Origin of the sequence: Glutamicibacter endophyticus, assembly GCF_048457885.1 — a bacterium.
Taxonomy (GTDB): Bacteria; Actinomycetota; Actinomycetes; order Actinomycetales; family Micrococcaceae; genus Glutamicibacter; species Glutamicibacter endophyticus.
In genome coordinates this window covers 45,182-68,236 of sequence record NZ_CP174200.1, presented here as the reverse complement: position 1 = coordinate 68,236, position 23,055 = coordinate 45,182, and the positions used below count along the sequence as shown (strand labels likewise).

The window sequence follows — 23,055 nt, the reverse complement described above, 5'->3', positions numbered from 1 at the left end:
AACTACCCATACGCCGAAAGCCGACATGACGACGAGATCCGCCCTAGCCTTGCGCAACCAGCTGGCCTCCGGCGAGCGCTCCAGCCGCGAGGTCACCGAGGAATTCCTGCACAAGATCGAACAGCTGGATTCGCTCGGAGCCTTCGTTTATGTCGACCCGGAGGGCGCCCTGCAGGCGGCGGATAAGGCCGACGCACGGTTTGCGGAGGGTGATCTCGGGCGATTGCACGGGCTGCCGACCGCCTTCAAGGACCTCAACGAGGTAATGGGCATGCCCACCACCTACGGGTCGAAGGCGATGGAAGCACAGATCGCCATGGCCGATCATCCCTTGGTGGCCCAGGTGCGTGCCGAGGGCGCGGTCATTGTCGGCAAGACGCAGGTGCCCGAATTCGGTTTGAGTACCTATTCGGAGAATCTGGTCGCCGCCCCGTCGCGCAATCCCTTGGACTCGAGGCTGTCTTCCGGAGGCTCTTCGGGAGGACAGGCCGCTGCCATTGCGGCCGGAATGATTCCGGTGGGGGCCGGAAGCGACGGCGGCGGATCGGTACGGATTCCCTCGGCAGCCTGTGGGCTGGTTGGGCTTAAACCCTCTCTGGGCAGGGTGCCCAGCGACGTGGTTGATGGTTATAACGATTCCTTCGGGGCCCCCAAATTTACGGTCTCCGGGCCGATGGCCCACGATGCCCTCGATGCCGCCATGTTTTTCGACGCGATGCTCGGGGTGGACCACTACCTGCCAAAGTTGCAGGGTGGTTATGCGCACAAGCTGCGCAATCTGAACATCGGGTACTCGGCGCTGTCCCCCTTCGACCCGGTTTACCCGATCAGCCTCGAGCCGGCCGCACGCCAGGCTTTCGAACGGGGCTTGAAGCTCCTGAATGAACGGCACCGGGTGGAACCTGCCAATTTCAACTATGCCGAGGACTACCCGCAGACCTTTGCCATGGTGTGGACCAATTCGCTCAAGAGCCTGCCGGTCTGCGATGAGTCCCTGCTCGGGACCCTCGCCCGCGAGTTCCGTCGACGTTCCATGGCTCGCCCCTTGGCCCAAGGCCTGCAGGCGGCCACGCGCATCCGCCAGATCGGGGCCGATTTCATTACGCAGTGGTCAGCCTTTGATGTGGTGGTCACTCCGGGCATGGCCAGCGCTCCGCCACCCATCGGCTACTACACGGCGCATGATGCGGACACCGACTATCGCCTGCAGTGCCAATACACCCCATACACCTCCATGGTCAACGTCTCCTCGGCGGCGGCAATTTCCGTTCCGGTTAGTACTTCTATCGACGGCATGCCAATGTCTATCCAGCTGATTTCTCCGCGCGGGGACGAGGGTTTGCTCCTGGGATTGGCCCACCAGCTGCTCCTGTGAACTTCATCGCAAAAGTGGGCATTTGCAACCAATAAGGCGAAAAATGTAACGCATGTCTACTGTTACTTCCAACACCCAACGAACGGGTAAAACATTCTTCGGTCATCCCGGAGCTTTGGCGAACCTGTTCAGCGTCGAGATGTGGGAGCGCTTCTCCTTCTACGGCATGCAGGCGCTACTGGCGTACTACATGTACTACTCCGTCGCCGACGGCGGCCTCGGCATGGACAAGTCACTGGCCCTCTCCCTGGTCGGCGCCTACGGTGGTGCGGTATACCTCTCGACGATCCTCGGCGCGTGGACCTCGGACCGTTTGCTCGGCCCGGAACGCGTACTGTTCATCTCCGCAGTAGGCATCATGATCGGCCACATCGCACTGGCCTTGCTGCCCGGGTTCGTGGGTTTGAGCGTTGGTCTGATCTTCGTGGCCATCGGTTCTGGCGGCCTGAAGGCCAATGCCGTTTCGCTGGTTGGCTCGCTCTATGACAAAGAGGATCCGCGCATCGATGCGGGCTTCTCCCTGTTCTACATGGGCGTGAACATCGGTGGCCTCATCGGCCCGCTACTGACCGGGCTGCTGCATAAGGAATTTGGTTTCCACGTCGGCTTCGGCGCTGCGGCCGTGGGCATGGCGCTGGGCTTGACCATCTATGCTCTGGGGCGCAAGAACCTGCCCGATACGGTGCGCCACGTGGCTAACCCGCTACCTGCGGCACAGCGCAAGCGTTACGCCCTGCTGTTGGCTGGCATCCTCGTGGTGATTCTGGCATCGCTCTTCTCCGGCCTGGTGACCCCCGAGAACCTGGCTCAGGTCATTGCCTACGTGGTCATCGCGGCCAGCGCGCTGTACTTCTTCCTGATCCTGCGCAGTAAGCAGATCACCGAGACCGAGCGTAAGGGCGTTTGGGCCTTCATCCCGTTCTACATCGCTTCGGCGGGATTCTGGGCACTGTTCCAGCAGCAGTTCACCTTTATCGCCGCATACTCGGATACGCGTCTCGACCGTCACCTTGGCGGCTGGGAGATGCCACCGAGCTGGGTGCAGTCGATCAACCCGGTGTTCATCATCCTGATGGCCAGCGCCTTCGCGGCCCTGTGGACGAAGCTGGGCAAGCGTCAGCCGCACACCGCCGTGAAGTTTGGCCTCTCCCTCGTAATCGTCGGATCCGCCTTCCTGTGCTTCATCCCGCTTGAGTCGCTGACGATGACTCCGTTGCTGGCGCTCGTGGGCATCCTGTTCCTGTGCACGGTGGCCGAACTGTTGCTCTCCCCCATTGGGCAGGCAGTGGCTACCAAGTTGGCCCCGGCGGCCTTTGGCACGCAGATGGTGGCACTGTTCTTCTTGTCGGTCTCCCTGGGCACCACGCTTTCGGGTGTGCTGGCCGGCTACTACACCCCCGGCAATGAAATCCCGTACTTCATTGCCATGGGCGGCACGGCGATCGTGCTGGGCGTGTGCATGATGGCGGCAACTCCCGCACTGAAGAAGCTCATGGGATCGGTTCGCTAAGATCCTGCATGAGTGCGCCGCTGGCCGCGATTCCCATTCGGGGATCGCGGCCAGCGGCGCTTTTAGTCCTCGTCGATGTCGAGTAGCTCACCGATTGTGCACTGCAGTTCCTCGCAGATCGCCAGCAGTGTGCTGAACCGGATCGCCTTCGCGCGATTGTTCTTGAGCACCGACAGGTTCACCACGCTGATGCCGATGCGTTGGCTCAACTCCACTAGGGACATCGCGCGCTCGGCGAGTAGTTCATCAAGATGGCAGCGTATGGAGCTCACGCTAGACAAGTCCGTCGAGGTCGTTCTTCAGTGCCAGATTCTCCGCGTTTTTCTGCATTCCAATGGCGACAAGTTCCACAACCAGCAAAATTCCCATGGCTGACATCAGGCCTGCGAAGGAAAATTCAATGCCCATTCCCGGCTGCGGCAGATAATCCATGCAGCTGATGTTCGTCGCGGAACAGCCTGTGAACTTCAAGGCTTCCTCGCTGGCTCGCGCCGCACCGATTCCATAGAGCAGCGGTCCAAGGATCGAGCTCGCCAGGAGCAAAGTTGCCACCCAACGACCGGTCCGGCGCAAAGAGGCGGCAAAGGGCTCTCCGGCGTTGATCTTCAGAGCCAAACGACGCATGCCTAGGGCGACGGTGAAAGCCCCGAGTCCATTGCCCAACAGCCCGGCCACCAACAAGAGGGTGGTCGACCAGCTAAGCCCGGTGACTTGAATGTCGGCCGAGCTGATCGTCGCTGAATCCAGCGTCGCCGGTGCACCGGTGAATTCAAGCCCATATTCGGGCAGGTTCGCAGGCCAGAAGTCCATGACGGGAATGTGCACTCGCGACTGCACACCAAGTAGCAGGTCGATTATCTCGTAGCCGACCAGCACGACGGTACCGATGGCGGCGACGAGCGACAGCCGAGCTATCCAGCGCACCGTACGTTCCGCCGGCCACGGCGACGACAGGCCAAGGACCAGAAGCGTGAGAACAAGAGTGATGACGCCCAGAAAGAGTCCACCGATGACCATGGCGCGCCCCCATATCGATAATCGTTATGCTACTCGATGTGAAGGATACGCCCACGAGCAGAAGACCACAAGCACTTTAGGTGAGGAACGAATACTCCGCACCATAATCCTCATACTGGTAGTAACCCTCGTAATCGTCGTAGTACTCGATGAAATCGAAGAAGGTCGTGGACATCGCCCAGAACATCCAGAAGAAGAAGGCGTAACATAACAGCGCTAGGCCCACCCCAACCCACGAGGTAATCAGCCCGGGTAGCGACAGCGAGCGACCCGCTGGCTCCCGACGGTAGGCCAAATGTCCGGTAATCACTCCGGCCAAGGGCACTAGGATGATAATAAAGAGCCCCACCATGGACACAAGTCCGAGCACCAAGGAAGCCACCGACAGACCGGTGGGCTCCGGACGCTGCGGCTGGTTCATGGGGTATGGGTAGTAACTCATCACCGGCTATTCTTCTATGAACTGTTGCAAAATGCACGAGCCCGAAGGAGCCGCATGGCACACGAACGCGCAGGACAGTTAGCACTCGAGGTAGACCTGATCGATCTAGAGGCGGTGCTCGCCGCCTATGACGAGCTCACTCCGGACGCTAATAACCCTGATCAACAGGTGGTTTTCGGAACTTCGGGGCATCGCGGAAGCTCCCTGAACGGCACCTTCAACCAGGCACATATTGCGGCTATTACCCAGGCCTGCGTGGATTACCGCGTCGGGGCGGGGATCACCGGGCCGATGTATGTGGGTAAGGACAGCCACGCGCTCTCCGCCCCGGCCTTCATCACCGCTCTGGAGGTGCTCGCCGGCAATTCCGTGCAGGTGCTCGCCGAGGACGGCCTGGCGCCCACCCCCGCGGTCAGCCACGCCATCTTGGTCCACAACGAGCGCGGCGACGCGCAGGCCGATGGCCTGATCATCACCCCGTCACATAACCCGCCGGCCGACGGCGGCATCAAGTACAACCCGCCGCATGGTGGTCCCGCGGAATCAAATATCACCAATTGGATTGCGGCGCGCGCCAATGAGCTTCTCGCCGACCCGGCAGGGATCAAGCGCGCTCAGGCGACGTTCGAGCCCTTCGATTTCCGCGAGCTCTACATCACCGACCTGGCCAAGGTCATCGACTTTCCGGCCATCGCCGCAGCGGGAATTCGGATTGGGGCCGACCCCTTGGGCGGTGCCTCGGTGCACTACTGGGGTGAAATCGCCGCACGCTACGGATTGAACATGACCGTGGTCAACGAGTCAGTAGACCCCCGCTTTGGCTTCATGACCCTGGATAAGGACGGCAAAATCCGCATGGACTGCTCCAGTCCCTATGCGATGGCCTCGTTAGTCGGCAACCGTGATCGCTACGATATCGCCACGGGCAACGACGCCGATGCCGACCGTCACGGAATTGTCACCCCGGATGCCGGACTGATGAACCCGAACCACTTCTTGGCCGTGGCCATCGACTACCTCGTGACCCACCGACCGGGGTGGGATCAGAGTCTGCGCATCGGCAAAACCCTCGTGTCCTCCGCGCTCATCGACCGCGTGGTCGCCGGACTCGGGAGAACCTTGCATGAGGTGCCGGTGGGCTTTAAGTACTTCGTCGAACCACTGGCTCAGGGTCAAGTGGCCTTCTGTGGTGAGGAGTCGGCCGGAGCTAGCTTCCTGGATCGGGAGGGTAAGGCTTTTAGCACCGATAAAGATGGCATCATGCTGGCCCTGCTCGCCAGCGAGATTCTCGCGGTTACTGGCAAAACGCCGAGTCAGCGTCATGCCGAGCTGGTGTCGGAGTACGGGGCAAGCCACTATGCCCGCTTTGATGCCCCGGCCGGGCGCGTTCAACGCGAAAAGCTCTCGAAGCTCTCGCCCGAGGATGTCCCGGCCACCGAGCTGGCGGGACATCCGATTACCTCCAAGGCTACCGAGGCAGCCGGTTTTGCGATCGGTGGCTTGAAGGTGTCCACGGAGCACGCATGGTTCGCCGCCCGCCCATCGGGAACCGAGGACCTCTACAAGATTTACGCCGAATCCTGGGTTTCGGCTGAGCACCTGCAAGAGGTGCTCAGCGAGGCGAAACGTATTGTCGATGCGGCACTGGAGAGCTAGAGGTTAGTTAACCTCGAGCTTCCAGGGGTCGAAGGCTGCGCGGACGCTATGGCGTGTGGCAAGCCAGTGGATCAACCAGAGCAGCAGGAAGATCGGCAAGCCGATGTAGCTGGAGACCACCTCCAGAACGTGTCCGGAGACCACCGCCTCGTAGTTCTGCCCGGCGATCACCACGATCAAGATGGCAAATGCAAGGATCGGGCCAAAGGGGAAGAACGGGGCCTTGTACGGCAGGTCTTTCAGGGGCTGGCCACTGGCGATGTAGGACTTCCGGAAACGGTAGTGGCACACCGCGATGCCCACCCATGCAATGAATCCGGAAAGCCCGGACACGTTCAGCAGCCAGGTGTAGGCCGCGCCCTGCCCCACCACGGCGGTGAGGAAGCCGAAGAGCCCTACCGATGCGGTGAGCAGCATGGCCGGAATCGGCACACCACGACGGTTGACGCGACCGAAGATTTTCGGCGCCTTGCCGTCGCGGGCCATCGAGTACAACATACGCGTCGAGGCATAAAGCCCGGAGTTTCCGGCCGACAGAATGGCCGAGAGGATCACCGCATTCATCAGTGCGGCGGCGAAGGCGATGCCCGCGCGCTCAAAGACCAGGGTGAAGGGCGACGAGGCAATATCGGCCTCACCCGAGGAGAGTAGCGAGGGATCCGTGTAGCTGATGAGCGTGCCGATGATGAAGATGGCGCCGATGTAGAAGAGCATAATGCGCCAGAACACGGCCTTAATGGCGCGCGGCACATCGCGCCGCGGGTTCTCTGCCTCACCCGCGGCAATACCGATCAGCTCGGTGCCCTGGAAGGAGAAGCCGGCAATCATGAACACCGAAACGATCGACAGCCAGCCGCCGACGAAGGGCCCATCGCCCTCGCTCCAGTGACTGAAGCCCGGCGATTGGCCACCGAGGATTCCGACGATCATCAACACACCGCAGATCAGGAAGACCACCACGGTGGTGACCTTGATCGCCGCAAGCCAGAACTCACCCTCACCGAAGGCCTTGGACGAGAGCGCATTCAAACCCGTCAGGAGCACAAGGAAGACTCCCGCCCAGATCCAGCCGGGTACGTCGGGCAACCAGTACGACATCACGATTCCGGCGGCTACGAGTTCCGCGGCCACCGTAATCGCCCAGTTGAACCAGTAGTTCCACCCGATGGCAAAGCCAAAGGACGGGTTGACGAACACCGACGCGTAGGTTTGGAAGGAGCCAGCCACGGGCAGGCGGGCGCTCATCTCTCCCAGCGACTGCATCAAAAGCAGCACCATCAGGCCAATCAGCGCATAGGCGGTCAACGCTCCGGCCGGCCCAGCCTGCGCAATGGTTCCGCCCGATGCCACAAATAGCCCGGTACCGATCGCACCGCCGATGGCGATCATCTGCATATGACGTGCTTTGAGTCCGCGATGCAGGCCGTCCTGTTGCGGCGCCGACTGGCTCATTAAGTTCCTCCTAGGTTTTTGACCTCTGCAAGCTAACCACTCGAGTCGGCCCGAAGGATATGAGGCGCACTACAACAAGCGATCAATAATCTTTCGCTTAGCCCATGAATATGGAGGATATATTGTGCTGAAGGTGTCGATGACCGTGGTCTTGCTCAGTTCTGGCCGCATCTGCGAAAGCCTCTCGAATCCATGCCGACCGTGATACGAGCCCATCCCGCTGGCACCGACCCCACCGAAGGGCAGTGCCGGAATGATCGTTTGCGCCATGGGCGCGTTATGAACAATCGCACCTGCGCGCACCCGATCCGAGAAGATTGACTGCAGCCGTGGATTCTCACTCATTAGGTAGGCCGCCAGCGGGGTGGGCCGAGCGGCAATGAAATCCAAGGCTTCTTCGAAGGAGGATAGTTCGATCACGGGCAAGATCGGCCCGAATATCTCCTCGCGCATCAGCTCGCTGTCTAGCTCGACGTTCCGCAAGATCGTCGGGGCAATGCGTAGCGTTGCCTCATCGAAGGTGCCACCGTGGGCCACGGTGCCCATCGACAATAGTCCTCGCAGGCGCTGGAAATGACGATCGCTCACAATACGCCCGAGATCCGGGTGTGCGAGCGGCTCCTTGCCGTAGAAGGAGGTGATCGCCTTGCCCAAGCGATCCACCAACGCGTCGGTATCCCCGATGGACAGGACATAATCCGGGGCCACGCAGGTCTGTCCGGCATTCATGAACTTCGCGTAGGCGATGCGCTTGGCCGTGGGCAGCAGGTGGTTATCCACTACGGTCGGGCACTTACCACCGAGCTCAAGGGTGGTGGGCGTGAGATGTTGTGCCGCGGCGGCGGCCACGATACGTGCAACCTTCTCGCCGCCGGTAAAGAAAATATGATCCCAGCGCGCGCTCAGTAGTTCGCTGGCCGTATCACTGCCACCCTCGCACACGGCGTAGACCCGCGGATCGAGGTAGAGCGGCAAGAATTTGGCCAGTGCCCCGCTCGTGGCGGGGGCGACCTCCGAAGGTTTGATCAGCGCCGCATTGCCGGCGGCGATAGCAGCTACCAACGGCGCCAACACCAACTGCAAGGGGTAGTTCCACGGCCCGATGATGAGCACGACCCCAAGGGGCCGCGGTTCCACCTTGGCCATGGCTGGCTGCAGCGGCAACGGAACCTTGACGGTGCTTGAGTCCATCCACTCGGAAAGATGCCGCTGCGCGTAGTCAATCTCGGATTTGACCACATCAATCTCGGTGAACTTCGCTTCGGTGACGCTTTTGCCAAGGTCTTGCTCGAGGGCGCTGAGGAAATCAACCTCGCGCTCCTGAAGCATCTTTTCCAAGCCGCGCAGTTGTTGTGCACGGAAGCGTCGCGGGTGGGTGATCCGAGCGTCCGAGGCTTGGCGCAAACTCGCGATGACCTGCTGGATGCGCGCCGGATGTTCATCGACCGGCGGGGCGTGATCGCCCACCGGTTCGGGAAGCGGAGTAGAGGTAAACAAGCCCATAAACATGAGAGTACGGCACCGGACGGGCTTCGCGCGGACGGCAACCTGTCTTTTGTATCAAACTGTTGATACATTAATTGGGGAAAGGTGGATCCATGACTAATCCCTTGAGCGCTCAGTTGGGTAGCTTTGCCGTTGCCGCATTGATTTTCTATGTGATTCTGCGCGGCTTAGCGACGGGAAGGAACACAGATCGTCTGGAGCTAGCCAGACGGCACGCCTTCTGGTGCGCAACGATCGGCTTCTTTGCCAGCACTTCAGCGAATTCGCTTGACGCGCTGCAAAGCATCCAACTGCATGAATCTCAGCCACTGGGTATACCCGAGGCCGTGGGAGTTGCCACCACCCCCGCACTGTGGGTGGCTTTTCTTTACTTCGCCGGGCAATTCACCTGGCCCCGCAAGCTTGCTCCGCAACGCACCGCTTCCCTCGAACCACGCACGCTCTCGGGTTTGATCCCCAAAACCCTGGTTGCGGTGATGCTCAGCGTCTTTGCCGCCGGCCTCGTCGCCCTGCACAGCGTGCGTGATGTCCCGGGCCTAGCGCCCCGACCCGAAATCACCGAGGGCGATGGAGAAAACTACTCCATCACCCACTCGGCCCAGCCCGGCCTACGCGATTCCGCGGAGCTGCTGCCCTACCTGCTATTGAGTCTCGTGGCGCTTCTGGTGGTTGCACTGATCGCCACACTGGTCATCTTGCGCCGCAAGCCACTGGAGGGAATCACCGAACACGATAATCGGCTGCTGCGCATCACCTGGCTCAACCGGCTGTATCGCACCGTGACCGTGCTTCTGGCCACGACCGCCGCTCAGGCCTTGCACTACAAGGCGCGGTGGCTCTACGACCGGTCTACAGAGTTCCTCGACGGGCTCGGCGGCGGAATCGACTATATGGATCGGCTCGAGAGCGTTGCCGGCCGCTGGGACGAAACGGCGAACTACGCCGTCCTGGCCATCTCCTTCGGCATGTTGCTCTGGCGCCCACCAACGAACTTCGAGGCGCGCCGCCGCCAGGCAATCTCCCCCTTCGGACGGCTGCGTGAACAACTATTCGCGGTGCAGTACATGAGCGCTACGCTGGCTCTACTGGTAGCCGCCGCCTTCTGGCAGATGTTGCCGAGCACCGGACCTGCAAGCATGCCCACGGCTGAACGCACCACGGCTATTTTGCTCCTCATCACGGCAGTAGCCTTCTTGTATCTACTGATCAACGCCGCGTACCTGCTCTACATGATCATTCGGACGCGAACTCTGGGGCATCTGGCCAGGCCATCGGCCCCCTTGCCCCGATGGACCTATATCAGCGCCGGAATTGCTGTGGCAGTAACCCTCTACTTCCTGCTAAATCCCCCGCTAGATATGTTGTGGGGCTTTGTCACCCCTACCTGGTGGATCCCGCTCGTCTTAGTTAGCGCGCTTGTCGCGGCATATGCGGGTTTCTGTGCGCTCATCCGTGCAACAAAGATCCCCTGGAACGTCACCGCGCAGCAAGAAATCTGGTACCGGCAGGTTCTGGAATTCCGCTCGCTCCGCGTGGTGACCGGGGCCATCGTGTCCATGTTGCTACTGGGGTATCAACTGTTGAACGATTTCGGATTAGTCGGCGTGGTGATCTGCTTTGCACCCGCCGTGCTGGCCTTGCAGCGCCCGGCAACCCCCAAGATGCAGAGATCCAGCTCTGTAGGGATTCGATGAGCGCCAAGATTACCGTGGACCTGGATGCTGCGTTACCTCCCTACGAGCAGATCCGTAGCCAGGTCGCCACCTTCATCGCCTTAGGCGAGCTACCCGAGGGGAGCAGACTCCCCACGGTTCGCGCGCTGGCCACCGATCTAGGCGTGGCAACCGGCACCGTCGCGCGCGCCTATAAGGAACTCGAGGCTCAAGGCCTGGTGCAGTCACGGCGACGGGCCGGCACGGTGGTGGCCGCCGGTCACGCTAAACCGCATATGGAGCGGGATATCCTGCAGGCCGTGGATGACCTACTTGCCTTGGCACGAGCCCAAGGCGTCGATGAGACCACACTGATCGCGCTTATTCGGCGCCGGTCATGAATTTGTGATCTGCCGCGAGGTTACGTACGCTCGCATCGAGTGACACGGGGTGTCGGCGCCGCCGACTGAGATGAGACCCGTTGAACCTGAACTAGGTCAAACTAGCGGAGGGATGTCGCATGAGACTATCTGTCGTTGCCGAACGCATGCGCGCGCAACAACCCTTGGTGTTCTGTCTAACCAACGTGGTGGTCAGCAACTTCACGGCAAATGTATTGCTGGCCGCTGGCGCGGCCCCCGCGATGACCAATCTGCCCGGGGAAGCCCGCGAATTTGCCAAGGTGGCCTCCGCGGTGTTGGTCAACCTCGGCACCCCGACCACCGAACAAATGCGCGCCATGGAGCAGGCGGTTGCCGGGGCCAACGAGGCAAACACCCCATGGATTCTTGATCCGGTGGCCGTCGGTGCCCTTGGCGAGCGCACCGATTTTGCCCGCAGCCTGCTGCCAGCTCGGCCCACCCTGATCCGCGGCAATGCCTCGGAGATCCTCGCACTGGCCGGCTTTGAATCCGCCGGCCGCGGCGTTGATTCCACCGACAGCGTCACGGCCGCAATGGATGCCGGGACCGACCTAGCGCGCCGCTACGGCAGCGTCGTTGCCATATCCGGTCCGGCCGATGCCATCATCGAGGCCCACCGCATCACCCTCGTTCATACCGATGGTTTGGCGCTGACCAAGGTTACCGGCGGCGGGTGTGCCCTCGGAGCCTTCACGGCCGCCATGGTCGCCGCCAGCGACGAGGTCTTTGAAGCGGCCGTGTCCGCCCACGCTTGGTATGGACTAGCCGCCGAACGTGCGTGGTCGCGTTCCCGCGGACCTGGAAGCTTTGCAGTGAATTTTCTAGATGAGCTGGGCGAGGTAACGCCCAGTGACATCGACTTCGTACGACATGAGAAGCATTAGAGGACTGTTGAATGCGTGAACTTGGCCCCTACTTAGTGGCAAATACGGCAAGCTGCACCCCGCATAGCACCCTTGAAGTGATCGCGCAGGCGGTCGCCGGTGGCATTCAGTGGGTGCAATTGCGCGCGAAAGAGGAAACCGCGCGGGAATTCTATGAGCTGGCCATCGCGGCCGCCGAACTGACCGAGGGCAAAGCCGAACTGCTGATCAACGACCGGATCGACGTCTATTTGGCCGCCCGTGCGGCGGGTGCCGCGGTCACCGGTATCCACATCGGGCAGAAGGATCTTCCGGTTCGGGTGGCCCGCACGCTGATTGGCGAAGGCATTATCGGGCTCAGCGCCTCCTCCGACGATCAGCTGGCCCAAGCCGCGCGTGATGCGCAGGCCATCGACTATCTGGGCGTCGGAGCCATCCGAGCCACACCAACCAAAAAAGACCACCCAACACCTATTGGGATCGATGGCTTCCTGCGTGCTGCCGGTCGGGTAGATCTTCCCTGCGTCGCCATCGGCGCCCTGACCGCGCAGGACGCCAGCGCCCTGCGTCAAGGCGGAGCCGCCGGCATGGCCGTGGTTCGCGCAATCTGCGCCGCACAAAGCCCCGAAACCGCAACCCGTGAACTGATCGACGCTTGGGAGTCCGCCCGATGAGCCTGAATATTCTCTCTATTGCCGGATCCGACCCCTCGGGCGGCGCCGGGATCCAAGCCGACCTGAAAACCATCGCCGCCTGCGGCGGCTACGGCATGAGCGTCATTACCGCACTGACCGCCCAGAACACCCAAGGTGTACGGTCTGTCCATGCCATCGAGCCAGAGTTCGTCGGTGAGCAGCTCCGTGCGGTCAGCGAGGACGTGCGGATCGATGCGGTGAAAATCGGGATGCTCTCCAATGCCGCAGTCATCGCGCAGGTTGCCGACTGGCTGGCTCACATCGAGGTGCCGGTGGTGCTCGACCCGGTTATGATCGCCACCAGCGGAGACTCGCTACTCGACGCGGACGCCACGGCGGCATTGCAACAATTGCTTCCCCGCGCCACGGTGCTGACCCCGAATATCGACGAGCTGGCCGCTCTCAGCGGCCAACCCGTCCCAGAGCGGTGGGAAGAAGTTATTGAGCTTGCGCGGCAGCTGGCCGATCGCCACGATGTGCTCGTCGTGGCCAAGGGTGGCCATCTGAACTCCAGTAGCTGCCCGGATGCCCTTGTAGGGGCCTATGGCGTTCTCGCCGAATATTCTTCTCCGCGCATAGATACAACTCACACGCATGGAACCGGGTGTACACTTTCCTCCGCGCTGGCCACCTACTACGCCGCGACATCCGACTGGTCGCAGGCGTTGGAGATGGCCAAAAGCTACCTCGCCGAAGCCATCTCAGGGGCGGCGAGCCTGCAGGTCGGCTCCGGGCACGGCCCGGTGGATCACCTCGGCGCGCTGCACCGCGCCGCCGGTTCGCAGCCGGGCGATCCGATGCTCGAATGGTGGGAGCGTATCGCGGATATTCGGGCGCAGATTGACGACCTTGAGTTCATCCGCCAGCTCGCCAATGGCACGTTACCGCGCGCGGACTTCGACTACTACATCAACCAAGATGCCCTCTACCTGCGCACCTACGCCAAGGTACTGGCCCGCGCCAGTGAGATCTCCAGCGACATCGAGGCCCAACGCTTCTGGGCCATCGGTTGCACGGGCATCCTCGACGGGGAAATGGAACTGCACCGCGGCTTCCTGCCGCACTTCAGCGATACCCCGTCGGAAACCACGCTGAACTACGTCAACCACCTCAGCAGCTGCACCGCCAACTATTCCGAGCTGATCGCCGCAATCCTTCCCTGCTACTGGATCTACCAGGACGTGGGCCAATGTCTAGCGGCCGCCAGTCATCCAGAGCACCCCTATGCGGCGTGGCTGGCCGAGTACTCCTCCCCGGAATTCGACGCGGCCACCACCAAGGCGATCGATCTTGTCCGCGCGGCATGGCGACGCGCCGATGCGGCCACCCGTCAGCGCATGTGGCTCGCCTTCGAACGTTCAAGCCGCCATGAGCTGTACTTCTTCGCCCAGGCGGCCGCCCGCGTAGAATAGGCGAGGCCAATTCCGGCCATGGCGGAAGGAACATAGGTGGGCTGGACAGTACACGGCGACGGCAAGTCGATCACCCCGGGCGAGGTTGTCGCCCCGAATGAGCGGTTGCACTGGCCGCAGACCATCTCGATTGGCACCCAGCACATCTTGGCGATGTTCGGGTCAACCATCTTGGTCCCCACCCTGACCGGCTTCCCGGTGACCACAACCCTGTTTTTCACCGGGCTCGCCACGATCCTGTTCCTGCTGATCACGGCCGGCAAGGTACCCAGCTACCTCGGTAGTTCCTTCGCCTTACTGGCACCGGTGGGTGCCACCATGACCTCCGGCGGGGGCATGGGCCCGGCACTGGGTGGCATCGTGATGACTGGTGCCCTGCTGTTGCTCGTCGGTGCCATCGTGCAGAAATCTGGCACCGGCTGGATCCACGCGCTCATGCCACCGGTGGTGATGGGCACCATCGTCGCGCTGATCGGGCTGAACTTGGCCTCGGCCACCCTGACTCCGATGAAAACAGTGCCGCTGACCACCTTCGGCACGGTGCTGGCCATTGTGATCGCCACCGTCGCCTTCAAGGGCCTGCTCGGGCGCCTCTCGATTCTGGTCGGGCTGGTCGCCGGCTACCTGCTGGCCATGGTCCAAGGCCAGGTGGATTTCTCCGCCGTGGGCGAGGCCCCGTGGATCGGCCTGCCGCAATTCGCCACCCCGGTCGTCGACTTCTCCGTGGCCTTGATGTTCCTACCGGCGGTCTTCGTGCTCGTGGCCGAGAATATCGGTCATGTGAGCACCGTGGGCCTGATGACCAAAACCGATCTCAGCGGCTACAACGGTCGGGCGCTGATGGCCGATGGCGCGGCCACCGTGATCGCCGGCTTCGGTGGCGGCTCGGCGACCACCACCTACGCGGAAAACATTGGCGTCATGGCCGCCTCCCGGGTGTATTCCACCGCCGCCTATTTCGTGGCAGCGATCGCGGCCATGGCCCTGGCCTTCCTCCCCAAGTTCGGCGCCCTGATCTCCACCATCCCGGCAGGTGTGATCGGCGGTGCCGGCATCGTGCTCTACGGAATGATCGGCATCATCGGCGCACGCCTGTGGATCGAGAACAAAGTCGACTTCCAGAACCCGATCAACCTGATGACCGCGGGCTCCGGTCTGATCATCGCCATCGCGGTAACCGAAGAGATCAGCTACGGCCCAATCCAGCTTGGCGGTATTGCCATGGGCACGATCGCTACGCTCGTGGTCTTCCATGTGATGACGACGATCACCCGGTTGCGCCACCACAGCGTCTAGTATCGATTTATGTCCACTTCTCGTCCCACGGCCCGTGATGTGGCACAACGTGCAGGCGTTTCCCGAAGCGCCGTTTCAATGGTGATGAACGGGACCGCGGCCGGTAACGTTTCGGCGGCCGCTCAGAAGCGCATCCGCGAAGCGGCCCGGGCACTTGACTACCGTCCCGACCCTTTGGGCGTATCGCTGCGGCAGCAGAGAACCGGCATCATCGGCATCGTCACCGATGAAATCGCGTCGTCTCCCTTCGCCGGCAAACTCATAAGTGGGGTAAATAGTGCCGCGGCCGATCGCGGCTATCTGAGCATCATCTCCGATATCGGCCAGACCGCATTCGCCGGTCCGGGAACCGTCCGTGAAGAACACGCCATCCGTCAGTTGATTCGCCGACGAGTGGACGCGCTTATTCTGGCTACCAATGGCCTACGGACTCTTCGTGTTCCCAAACCGTTACTCACACTGCCAGCAGCAATGGCCAATTGCCGTGATGCCGAAGGGCTACTCGCGGCTTTTATCGCCGACGAGCGTGAAGGAGCCCAGCGAGCCACTGAACATCTGACAGCACTGGGACATCGCCGTATTCTCTTTATCGGCGGAGGCGACGACGAAGATGCGATCCCAGCCCGACTCGCCGGCTACCACGCCGCGATGACCACCGCTGGGCTCGAACCGTTGCCCCGCGTTGCGGCAGGATGGGAAATCAACGACGGGTTTACCGCCGCGCAAGTTGTCCTGACAGGCACCGAACGACCGACCGCCGTCTTCGCGGCAAATGACCGCGTCGCTACCGGCGTACTGCTAGCCGCGGGAGGGCTTGGATTACTCGTACCGCAAGATCTCTCCATCCTCGGTTTCGATGATCAACCGCACCTAGCCGAAGCTACCGTTCCCGGGCTGAGCACGATGGGACTACCCCATTTCGAAATGGGCCGTCAGGCCGCAGAACATGTTCTCAACCTGCTCGATGGCCAAGAATCGAAAACCAACGGTGCCATGATCCATTGCCATTTGACCCTCCGAGATTCGACAGGCCCCGCCCCCGCCGGGTTCAGCTACTGATCACTTCACGGTGCCCTCTTACAGTCTGTGCGCATATGAGTCCAACGAGGTGGGGCCAGGCACGGCCCGTCAAAACTGAACGAGGGAATCGCGGAACCCAGCGGGGCAGGCACCTTGAATGCTGTCTACTTGCTGACGCCCGCGGTCAAGCCCTCGCGCAGCGAACGCTGCCCGAAAAGGAAGACGATAAAGGCCGGGATCATCGAGAGGATCACGCCGGCGAGCACCACCGATATCGAACCTGTTCCCATGTTGCCCTGCAGTGTCACCAAGCCAAGAGGCAGCGTGAAGTTTTCTTCCGAGATGGTCATGATCAGCGGCCGGAAGAATTCATTCCAGTGGTAGTTGAAGGCAAGCACTCCGACGATGGCCATGCCCGGCATGGCCAAGGGGAGGTAGATACTGCGGAACGTCTGCCACGGACTGGCCCCGTCGATCTGGGCGGCTTCAGCGAGCTCGGCCGGGATACCCATAAAGTACTGGCGCATTAGAAAGGTGCCGAACGCGGTGGGGATCGCGGGAATGATTAGGGCCAGCAGTGTGTCGGCCAGACCCATTCCGCGAACAAGCATGAACACCGGAACAATCGTTACCTGAACCGGAATCATCATTGTTGCTAGGATCAACGCGAATATCCACTTCTTCCCGCGGAACTCTAGCCGAGCGAAGGCATACCCGGCCATTGCCGCGGACACCATCTGACCCACTGCGATAAGGCCTGTAACTAGAGCCGAGTTGATCACCAACCGAAGCATGTCGATCTGTTCAAACACACCCGTATAAGAACTGAAGTCCGGGTTCAACGGAAGGAACTGCGGAGGTAGATCAAAGGCCTCTCCTGGTGGCCGCAGCGATGTGGACAGAGTCCACAGCACCGGTCCAAGCGTTAACAGCGCGCACGCTAACAGGAAGATGACACGGCCGATCGATCCCGAATGACGTTCACGGCGTTGCTTTCTGGAAGTAACTAGGGTTGTCATTTCCAACCTCACTGATAGAAGACGAAGCGGCGGCTGAGCCGGAATTGAATATAAGTAACGAACATGATCAGAATCATCAGGATCAGCCCGATGGCGGATGCAAGTCCGAACTCCAGTTTTTGGAAAGCTGACTCGAAAATGACCATCACGGCGGTGCGTGTGCTGTCTCCCGGACCTCCGCGGGTAAGCACATAGGGTTGGTCGAACACCTGCAGGGCATTGATCACGGCCATCACGGAGGCCACCAGTGTGGTGGGGCTCAGAAGCGGCATGGTTACGTGAACAAATTTGCCCCATCCTCCGGCACCATCAAGTTCAGCAGCTTCGTACATGTCCTTGGGGATGGACGAAAGCCCGCCGAGGAACAATAGGAACGAGAAGCCGAAATTCTGCCACACGTAGACCAAGATGATCACGGCCGCGGAACCCGAAGAGGTGGTAAGCCACGGCACCGCAGGAATGCTGACCAGTGACAGTAACCAATTCACGACTCCGAACTGCTCGTTGAACAGGTAACTCATGAAGATGGAGACGCTGGCAGCCGAAAGGATTAACGGAAAGAAGAAGACTGAGCGGAAGAACACTCGTAACCAGTTCGGCATTTTCTCTTGCACAAGGACAGCAAGCATCAAGGCGATGCCCAGTTGAAGGGTCGCAGCAACCACGACAAACGCGATGGTGTTCAGAAAGCTGACTCGCACCGTAGGGCTACTGACCGCCTCGGCAAAGTTTTGCAAACCAACGAACTCTGGCGCGGAAATGATGTCCCAGCGAAAAAACGCTAGGAGCAATGACCCGATAATAGGCACCACCGTGAACAGCAACATGCCAAGCACCGTGGGCGCAATCAAAATCCAGGCAAAGGTGCGCCATGATCGGGTTCGCCCGGCTGGCGTCATGGTCGCAAGGTTGGTAACACGCGCCATTACACGCTCCTCATCGCAAGTTCCAGGTCACGTTGGAGAGCTCCCAATGTTTGTCGTGTTTGAGCTCTACTTCCGCCTACGGCGTTGGTGACGTTCTTCATCAGTGCAGTTTCGATGGCGGCTTGTTGCGGCGGTGCCGGAATGGGCCCGGAGGTTGGAAAACGATCCAAGGTGTCATAGAAGACTTTCCAGTGCTGCGGCCCGGTCTTTGCGTAGAAGGCTTCATTGACCATCGAACGGCGCGTCGGGGTGGTGTTGGGCCTATCAAACATGGTGAGCATTTGATCGCGCCGCGCGGTGAACTTGACCCACTCCCAGGCCTCGTCCTTCAGCTTGGAATCACGCATGATGGCGTAACCTGCCGCCCCGAATTGGTGGCGTTGACTGCGCTGTCCGGGAAAGAACTGCACATCGAAATCCTTGGGGCCCATCCCACCTTGAACCAATCCGTCGACCCAGTAGCCTCCGGCAGGTGCCGCACCGATCTTTCCATTCGCGAAGAGTCCCACCAGCGAATTCCCTCCTCCACCCTCGGGACGTACAGCCAGACCTTGGCCAACGAGGTCGCGGAGAAATTCGAAGGTCTCCAGTACCTTCGGATCTTCGGCATTCGGGTTTTCCCACAGGTAGCCGCCACTCCTAGGAGTTTTCGTCGCTTCACCCGGGTAAAAGCCATCCCATAGCCACGAACCGCCCTGAGCCCTAGTTTCCGTAAGGAAAGATGTGTCATTGGTGTAAAGCCATGGCACAACACCGCCGAATAAGCGGTTGGTCCAGTAGTACGGAGTGAAGCCCCTGCCCTCGCGCTTTTTCATTCCGCGCATCATGGACTCGAAGTCGTCCCACGTCCACTCTGCGGGAGGATACTCAAGCCCCGCCCTTCTCAAGGTCGACGAGTTCAAGTACATATTCGCGGCGTTAAAGTCCAGCGGCATCTGATAGAGACTGCCGCGGTACATAAACGCCTCGATCAGTGACGGGTGCACGTCGGCAAAATACTCCGCTACCTGTTGCGCGTCGCGTTGCACATAGCTATCGAGGGGCTCGGCGAGCTTCTCCGCGAATAGCTGCGTCCCTTCGGTAGCCACATAGACCACATCTGGAGCATTACCTGCGGCCACCATGGTCAGAATCTTGGCGAAGAAATCCTTCCAATCTGCACCCTGAATGGCCTGCAGGTGCACCGGAATATTCGGATGCTCTCGCATGAAAGCCTCGGCGATTCCGCGTCTGGCCTCTGCGTCCGCAGAGTTACCCAAAATGGCTACACGCAGTCCTTTTGCGTGACGCCCGGGTATATCGGCGCCGGACAGGCGAGGCCACGCCCCAACACTCACCCCTGCGATCCCGAGAGCCGCCGCTGTCACCAGCGCACGCCGGGTTATTCCTGAACTCATATCCACATCTCCTAACACGTGTCAGGTTCACTTGACAGATCCTAGATGTGATGTGAATTACCCGTCAATAGTTAAAAGAAATATCAGCGCATAAGGCCATGTCATACGCTGATATTTCGTTTTAGCAATTCGGCGTCTTACACGTTGCGACGCCACGCCTGACGAAGTTGATCGCGGTTATTCTCGCGTTGCCGGTCCAGGACGTGCTCGATACTTGGCCGCCCCTCGCGCACCGGGCCCTGGTCGGCCAACGGCACCGTATAGGTCTCGTTTTCGATCAACTGAATGGTCTCCCCGCGCACCTGCACCGACAGCGCCGGGGCGCCGCAGAGATCAAAAGAAATCGACTCCGGGCGTAGGCAGACGGTGATTTGGGCGCCTTGCCAGGTCAACCGGAACTTCATCGAACGCCACCCGCGCGGCAGCCGCGGATCGAAACGCAGGACCTGCTCATCATCCCTCAGCCCGCCGAAGCCGTAGACCAATCCGGCCCAGACCCCTCCGGTTGAGGCCACGTGCACCCCGTCGGCGGTATTGCCGTGGGAGTTGTGCAGATCCACGTTCAGCGCATGCTCAAAGTAGTCATAGGCCAAATCCCGGTACCCCACCTCGGCAGCCAGAATCGACTGCACGGTGGCCGACAACGTCGAGTCGCCGGTGGTCAGCGGGTCGTAGTAGTTGAAGTTCGCGAGCTTGCGTTCGGCCGAGAAGTCCGAGGAACGCAACCACATGGCCAGCACCGTGTCGGCCTGCTTGATCACCTGGAAGCGGTAGATCACCAGCGGGTGGTAGTGCAATAGCAGCGGGAACTTCGCCGGATCGGTGTTGGCCACATCCCAAATCTCGCGGTTCAAGAAGTGGTCATCCTGCGGGTTAATCTCCACGGATTCCGAGTAGGGAATGTGCATGCAGTGCGCGGCACGCACCCACATCGCGGGTTCCTCGGGCTGCAGGTCGAGGCGCTGGACCAGCTGCTGGTAGTAATCTGGGTACTCATCGGCCAGGCGGGTGATAATTTCGGCCGCACGGCGCAGATTAAAGCGCGCCATCACATTGGTGTAGAGGTTGTCATTCACCACGGCCGTGTACTCATCCGGTCCGGTGACCCCGTGGATGTGGAAGGTTTCCTGCTCTCCGCTATGCCGCCAGAAGCCCAGCGACGTCCACATGCGGGCGGTGCCGACCATGATCTCCGCACCGCCGGCGGTGAGGAACTCCTCGTCCCCGGAGGCATTGAGGTAGCGGTTCAGACCATAGGCCACGTCCGCGTTGATGTGGTACTGCGCGGTACCCGCTGGATAGTAGGCGCTGGCTTCCTCGCCGTTGATGGTGCGCCACGGGAAGAGAATGCCGTCCTCGTTCATCACCTGCGCCCGGCGCGTGGCCGCGGGCAACATGGAGACACGCGCGCGTAGCGCGTTTCGGGCCCACTGCGGGTTCGTGTAGGTCAAGAACGGAAGCACATAGATTTCGGTGTCCCAGAAGTAATGCCCCGAGTACCCGTTACCCGACACACCCTTCGCGCTAATCCCCAAACCATCGGAACGTGCCGAGGCCTGAGCCAACTGGAACAGGTTCCAGCGGATGGCGCGCTGCAGTTGCTTGTCGTCGCTGTCGACCACGACGTCACTGCGGCGCCAGTAGTCGATCATGAAGGCGCGCTGGGCACGGAAATGCTCATCGATCCCGAACGGCACCAGATGATCCAGGGCGCGGCTCGAACGGGTGAGCATCTCCTCGGCGCTGTGCCGCCGCGAGGCATGGTAGACCGCGAACTTCGAGAGACGCAGCCCCTGGCCTTTGCCCAGGTTCACCGAGCTGACCTCGTCGGCGCGCGAGGCGTTGACCTGGCGCGTGGTGCGCACCGGTTGCTTGCTACCGCCGGTCAGCGTCACCTGATGTTCGACGGAGGCCGCCACCGACATGCCCGAGCCCTTCACGTAGTAGCTCAGCCCGAGGCGGGAGCCGTCTTGGGTATTCCCGGCGGCAATCAGTGGGTTCTGCGACGCGGATTCCGACTTTCGCGGGTCGTCGGCCTTCACCCCGGAGTCCATTTCCATCGGGCTTGGCACGGCCCGCTCGGTGGGTTCGCCAATCAGCGAGGATTGCACCAACACATGGGCTGGGGCATCGAGCAGACGCACATGCAGATCCTGCACGGCCAGGTGACGGTCGCTGAAGGAAACCATGGTGCGGGCGGTGACGGCCACCCGGTTGCCCTCCGCGGTGCGCCACAGCGTGGTGGCATTCAGCGTTCCGTCGCGGAAGTCGAGGCGCAGGTCGTCGCGCAATAATTCGGTACGACCGATTTCCAGTGCCTCGTCGTTGATGAATACGCGCAGGGTGCGGAAGTCCGGAGCGCTGATCATTGTCTGCCCAGTCTCGGCTAGACCAAAGGCGCTTTCCGCATGGCGGATCTGCCAGGTCTCATGCAAACCGTTGAGGAAGGTGCCGGCGGTGTGTTCGGCGACGCCCACCTGTGCGGCGCGGCATCCGAGGAAACCATTGCCGAGCGAGAAGACGGTGTCTTGGGCGCCACTCTCGTCGCGTTGCGCCTCGCGGGCGATCGACCACGGGTCATAATTCAGCGCGTCACTGGCCTGCTCGGTGATCAGCTCCTGCAGATCCGTGACCAGCACGTGGGCTCCTGCCGCGGAAAGTTGGTCCGCGTTATCTTCCCGGTCGATGGCAACGACCTTGAAGCCGCCGCTGACGGCGGCCGCTACCCCACTCGTGGCGTCCTCGACGACCACGCATTCTTCGGGGCGCCAGCCGAGATCCGCGGCCGCGGCGAGGAAGGTATCGGGTGCTGGCTTGCCCGCTAGCGAGCGTGCCGCAGCCTCGGTTCCGGAAATAACGGTCGCGAAGTAGGTGGCAAGCCCGGCGCGTTCGAGCACCTGGTGGGCGTTGCGCGAGGAGGAGACCACTGCCACGTCGAGTCCGGCGTCGATCACTTGTCGCACATAGTTCAGCGACCCGGCGTACGGCTCGATCCCGTCGCGCTCCAAAATCGCGGTGAACAAGGCGTTCTTTTTATTCCCGAGGGCGCATATAGTCGAGTCGCCCGGTAAATCACCGGGTGTCCCCTCGGGTAGCTCGATGCCGCGGGAGGCCAGCAGGGCGGCCACCCCCTCGTAGCGTGGCCGTCCATCGATGAGGGCGAAATAGTCCTCTTCGGTGTATGGGGCAACGCCGGGATACCCGGCGAGGAAGTCCGTAAATAGTTCGCGCCATGCGGTGCGGTGCACCAGCGCCGTCGGCGTCAGCACACCGTCAAGGTCGAACAGCACGGCCTTAAAGTCGCGGTGGCGATATGCAGGTCGGGAGGATGTCACGAGCGGTGTCCTATCTCGAGGTGCAATTTCCACCAACGGTAGCAAGCTAGCGCCCTTGCG

The 23,055-nt window shown here is 61.2% G+C and carries 19 protein-coding genes and 1 riboswitch; of the genes, 10 read left to right on the top strand and 9 right to left on the bottom strand.

Features of this window, described 5'->3' with window-relative positions; genetic code table 11:
• Nucleotides 1-25 precede the first annotated feature (25 nt).
• Nucleotides 26-1,375, top strand: a complete 1,350-nt coding sequence (locus ACJD00_RS00345; RefSeq protein ID WP_418907999.1) for an amidase — start codon at nucleotides 26-28, stop codon at nucleotides 1,373-1,375.
• A gap of 52 nt (nucleotides 1,376-1,427) precedes the next feature.
• Nucleotides 1,428-2,885, top strand: coding sequence for a peptide MFS transporter (locus ACJD00_RS00340; protein ID WP_418907998.1), 1,458 nt, complete (start codon nucleotides 1,428-1,430; stop codon nucleotides 2,883-2,885).
• Nucleotides 2,886-2,947: 62 nt separating this feature from the next.
• Here the strand turns inward: ACJD00_RS00340 and ACJD00_RS00335 are convergent, their stop codons facing one another.
• From ACJD00_RS00335 to ACJD00_RS00325, 3 genes are all read right to left on the bottom strand, one after another.
• Nucleotides 2,948-3,157 (bottom strand): helix-turn-helix domain-containing protein, encoded by a 210-nt coding sequence (locus tag ACJD00_RS00335; RefSeq protein WP_418907997.1) that lies wholly within the window; start codon nucleotides 3,155-3,157, stop codon nucleotides 2,948-2,950.
• 1 nt (nucleotide 3,158) lies between these two features.
• A complete protein-coding gene (locus ACJD00_RS00330) occupies nucleotides 3,159-3,902 on the bottom strand; it encodes a hypothetical protein (protein ID WP_418907996.1) in 744 nt (247 codons plus the stop codon).
• 76 nt (nucleotides 3,903-3,978) lie between these two features.
• Nucleotides 3,979-4,344, bottom strand: coding sequence for a DUF4190 domain-containing protein (locus ACJD00_RS00325; protein WP_418907995.1), 366 nt, complete (start codon nucleotides 4,342-4,344; stop codon nucleotides 3,979-3,981).
• A gap of 54 nt (nucleotides 4,345-4,398) precedes the next feature.
• Here ACJD00_RS00325 and pgm point away from each other — a divergent pair, with 54 nt between their 5' ends.
• Complete coding sequence (pgm, locus tag ACJD00_RS00320) at nucleotides 4,399-6,000, top strand: phosphoglucomutase (alpha-D-glucose-1,6-bisphosphate-dependent) (protein ID WP_418907994.1); 1,602 nt, start codon at nucleotides 4,399-4,401, stop codon at nucleotides 5,998-6,000.
• 3 nt (nucleotides 6,001-6,003) lie between these two features.
• On the opposite strand, the gene ACJD00_RS00315 is transcribed toward pgm, so the two are convergent.
• A complete protein-coding gene (locus ACJD00_RS00315; protein WP_418907993.1) occupies nucleotides 6,004-7,452 on the bottom strand; it encodes an amino acid permease in 1,449 nt (482 codons plus the stop codon).
• 69 nt (nucleotides 7,453-7,521) lie between these two features.
• Nucleotides 7,522-8,955, bottom strand: a complete 1,434-nt coding sequence (locus tag ACJD00_RS00310; RefSeq protein ID WP_418907992.1) for an aldehyde dehydrogenase family protein — start codon at nucleotides 8,953-8,955, stop codon at nucleotides 7,522-7,524.
• Nucleotides 8,956-9,050: 95 nt separating this feature from the next.
• Here ACJD00_RS00310 and ACJD00_RS00305 point away from each other — a divergent pair, with 95 nt between their 5' ends.
• The 7 genes from ACJD00_RS00305 to ACJD00_RS00275 all read left to right on the top strand — a co-directional run bounded on the left by ACJD00_RS00305 (nucleotide 9,051) and on the right by ACJD00_RS00275 (nucleotide 16,357).
• Complete coding sequence (locus ACJD00_RS00305; protein WP_418907991.1) at nucleotides 9,051-10,652, top strand: hypothetical protein; 1,602 nt, start codon at nucleotides 9,051-9,053, stop codon at nucleotides 10,650-10,652.
• Nucleotides 10,649-11,011 (top strand): GntR family transcriptional regulator, encoded by a 363-nt coding sequence (locus tag ACJD00_RS00300; protein WP_418907990.1) that lies wholly within the window; start codon nucleotides 10,649-10,651, stop codon nucleotides 11,009-11,011. The genes ACJD00_RS00305 and ACJD00_RS00300 overlap by 4 nt, the downstream gene beginning before the upstream one ends.
• Nucleotides 11,012-11,046: 35 nt before the next feature.
• A riboswitch (TPP riboswitch) is annotated at nucleotides 11,047-11,141 on the top strand.
• Nucleotides 11,131-11,916 (top strand): hydroxyethylthiazole kinase, encoded by a 786-nt coding sequence (gene thiM, locus ACJD00_RS00295; protein WP_418907989.1) that lies wholly within the window; start codon nucleotides 11,131-11,133, stop codon nucleotides 11,914-11,916. It overlaps the preceding riboswitch by 11 nt.
• Before the next feature lie 11 nt (nucleotides 11,917-11,927).
• Nucleotides 11,928-12,569, top strand: a complete 642-nt coding sequence (thiE, locus tag ACJD00_RS00290) for a thiamine phosphate synthase (RefSeq protein ID WP_418907988.1) — start codon at nucleotides 11,928-11,930, stop codon at nucleotides 12,567-12,569.
• Nucleotides 12,566-14,002 carry a bifunctional hydroxymethylpyrimidine kinase/phosphomethylpyrimidine kinase gene (gene thiD / locus ACJD00_RS00285; RefSeq protein ID WP_418907987.1) on the top strand — a complete coding sequence of 479 codons (1,437 nt, stop codon included), beginning with the start codon at nucleotides 12,566-12,568 and terminating at the stop codon, nucleotides 14,000-14,002. The genes thiE and thiD overlap by 4 nt, the downstream gene beginning before the upstream one ends.
• A 36-nt stretch (nucleotides 14,003-14,038) precedes the next feature.
• A complete protein-coding gene (locus ACJD00_RS00280) occupies nucleotides 14,039-15,298 on the top strand; it encodes a uracil-xanthine permease family protein (protein WP_418907986.1) in 1,260 nt (419 codons plus the stop codon).
• A 9-nt stretch (nucleotides 15,299-15,307) separates the two neighbouring features.
• Complete coding sequence (locus tag ACJD00_RS00275) at nucleotides 15,308-16,357, top strand: LacI family DNA-binding transcriptional regulator (RefSeq protein WP_418907985.1); 1,050 nt, start codon at nucleotides 15,308-15,310, stop codon at nucleotides 16,355-16,357.
• A gap of 125 nt (nucleotides 16,358-16,482) precedes the next feature.
• On the opposite strand, the gene ACJD00_RS00270 is transcribed toward ACJD00_RS00275, so the two are convergent.
• The 4 genes from ACJD00_RS00270 to ACJD00_RS00255 form a co-directional block, all read right to left on the bottom strand.
• Nucleotides 16,483-17,337: a carbohydrate ABC transporter permease gene (locus ACJD00_RS00270; protein WP_418907984.1), complete on the bottom strand. Its 855-nt coding sequence runs from the start codon at nucleotides 17,335-17,337 to the stop codon at nucleotides 16,483-16,485.
• A gap of 8 nt (nucleotides 17,338-17,345) precedes the next feature.
• A complete protein-coding gene (locus ACJD00_RS00265; RefSeq protein WP_418909351.1) occupies nucleotides 17,346-18,236 on the bottom strand; it encodes a carbohydrate ABC transporter permease in 891 nt (296 codons plus the stop codon).
• A gap of 26 nt (nucleotides 18,237-18,262) precedes the next feature.
• Nucleotides 18,263-19,660, bottom strand: a complete 1,398-nt coding sequence (locus ACJD00_RS00260; RefSeq protein WP_418907983.1) for an extracellular solute-binding protein — start codon at nucleotides 19,658-19,660, stop codon at nucleotides 18,263-18,265.
• A 137-nt stretch (nucleotides 19,661-19,797) separates the two neighbouring features.
• Nucleotides 19,798-22,995: a beta-phosphoglucomutase family hydrolase gene (locus ACJD00_RS00255; protein ID WP_418907982.1), complete on the bottom strand. Its 3,198-nt coding sequence runs from the start codon at nucleotides 22,993-22,995 to the stop codon at nucleotides 19,798-19,800.
• Between the last annotated feature and the right edge of the window lie 60 nt (nucleotides 22,996-23,055).

Bases quoted from the DNA above. Each gene is read 5' to 3' on its own strand.
- pgm (WP_418907994.1), top strand. From the start codon at position 4,399: ATGGCACACGAACGCGCAGGACAGTTAGCACTCGAGGTAGACCTGATC.
- ACJD00_RS00260 (WP_418907983.1), bottom strand. From the start codon at position 19,660: ATGAGTTCAGGAATAACCCGGCGTGCGCTGGTGACAGCGGCGGCTCTC.
- thiD (WP_418907987.1), top strand. From the start codon at position 12,566: ATGAGCCTGAATATTCTCTCTATTGCCGGATCCGACCCCTCGGGCGGC.
- thiE (WP_418907988.1), top strand. From the start codon at position 11,928: ATGCGTGAACTTGGCCCCTACTTAGTGGCAAATACGGCAAGCTGCACC.
- ACJD00_RS00340 (WP_418907998.1), top strand. From the start codon at position 1,428: ATGTCTACTGTTACTTCCAACACCCAACGAACGGGTAAAACATTCTTC.
- ACJD00_RS00265 (WP_418909351.1), bottom strand. From the start codon at position 18,236: ATGACGCCAGCCGGGCGAACCCGATCATGGCGCACCTTTGCCTGGATT.
- ACJD00_RS00300 (WP_418907990.1), top strand. From the start codon at position 10,649: ATGAGCGCCAAGATTACCGTGGACCTGGATGCTGCGTTACCTCCCTAC.
- ACJD00_RS00345 (WP_418907999.1), top strand. From the start codon at position 26: ATGACGACGAGATCCGCCCTAGCCTTGCGCAACCAGCTGGCCTCCGGC.
- ACJD00_RS00315 (WP_418907993.1), bottom strand. From the start codon at position 7,452: ATGAGCCAGTCGGCGCCGCAACAGGACGGCCTGCATCGCGGACTCAAA.
- ACJD00_RS00270 (WP_418907984.1), bottom strand. From the start codon at position 17,337: ATGACAACCCTAGTTACTTCCAGAAAGCAACGCCGTGAACGTCATTCG.
- ACJD00_RS00325 (WP_418907995.1), bottom strand. From the start codon at position 4,344: ATGAGTTACTACCCATACCCCATGAACCAGCCGCAGCGTCCGGAGCCC.
- ACJD00_RS00330 (WP_418907996.1), bottom strand. From the start codon at position 3,902: ATGGTCATCGGTGGACTCTTTCTGGGCGTCATCACTCTTGTTCTCACG.
- ACJD00_RS00305 (WP_418907991.1), top strand. From the start codon at position 9,051: ATGACTAATCCCTTGAGCGCTCAGTTGGGTAGCTTTGCCGTTGCCGCA.
- ACJD00_RS00275 (WP_418907985.1), top strand. From the start codon at position 15,308: ATGTCCACTTCTCGTCCCACGGCCCGTGATGTGGCACAACGTGCAGGC.
- ACJD00_RS00310 (WP_418907992.1), bottom strand. From the start codon at position 8,955: ATGGGCTTGTTTACCTCTACTCCGCTTCCCGAACCGGTGGGCGATCAC.
- thiM (WP_418907989.1), top strand. From the start codon at position 11,131: ATGAGACTATCTGTCGTTGCCGAACGCATGCGCGCGCAACAACCCTTG.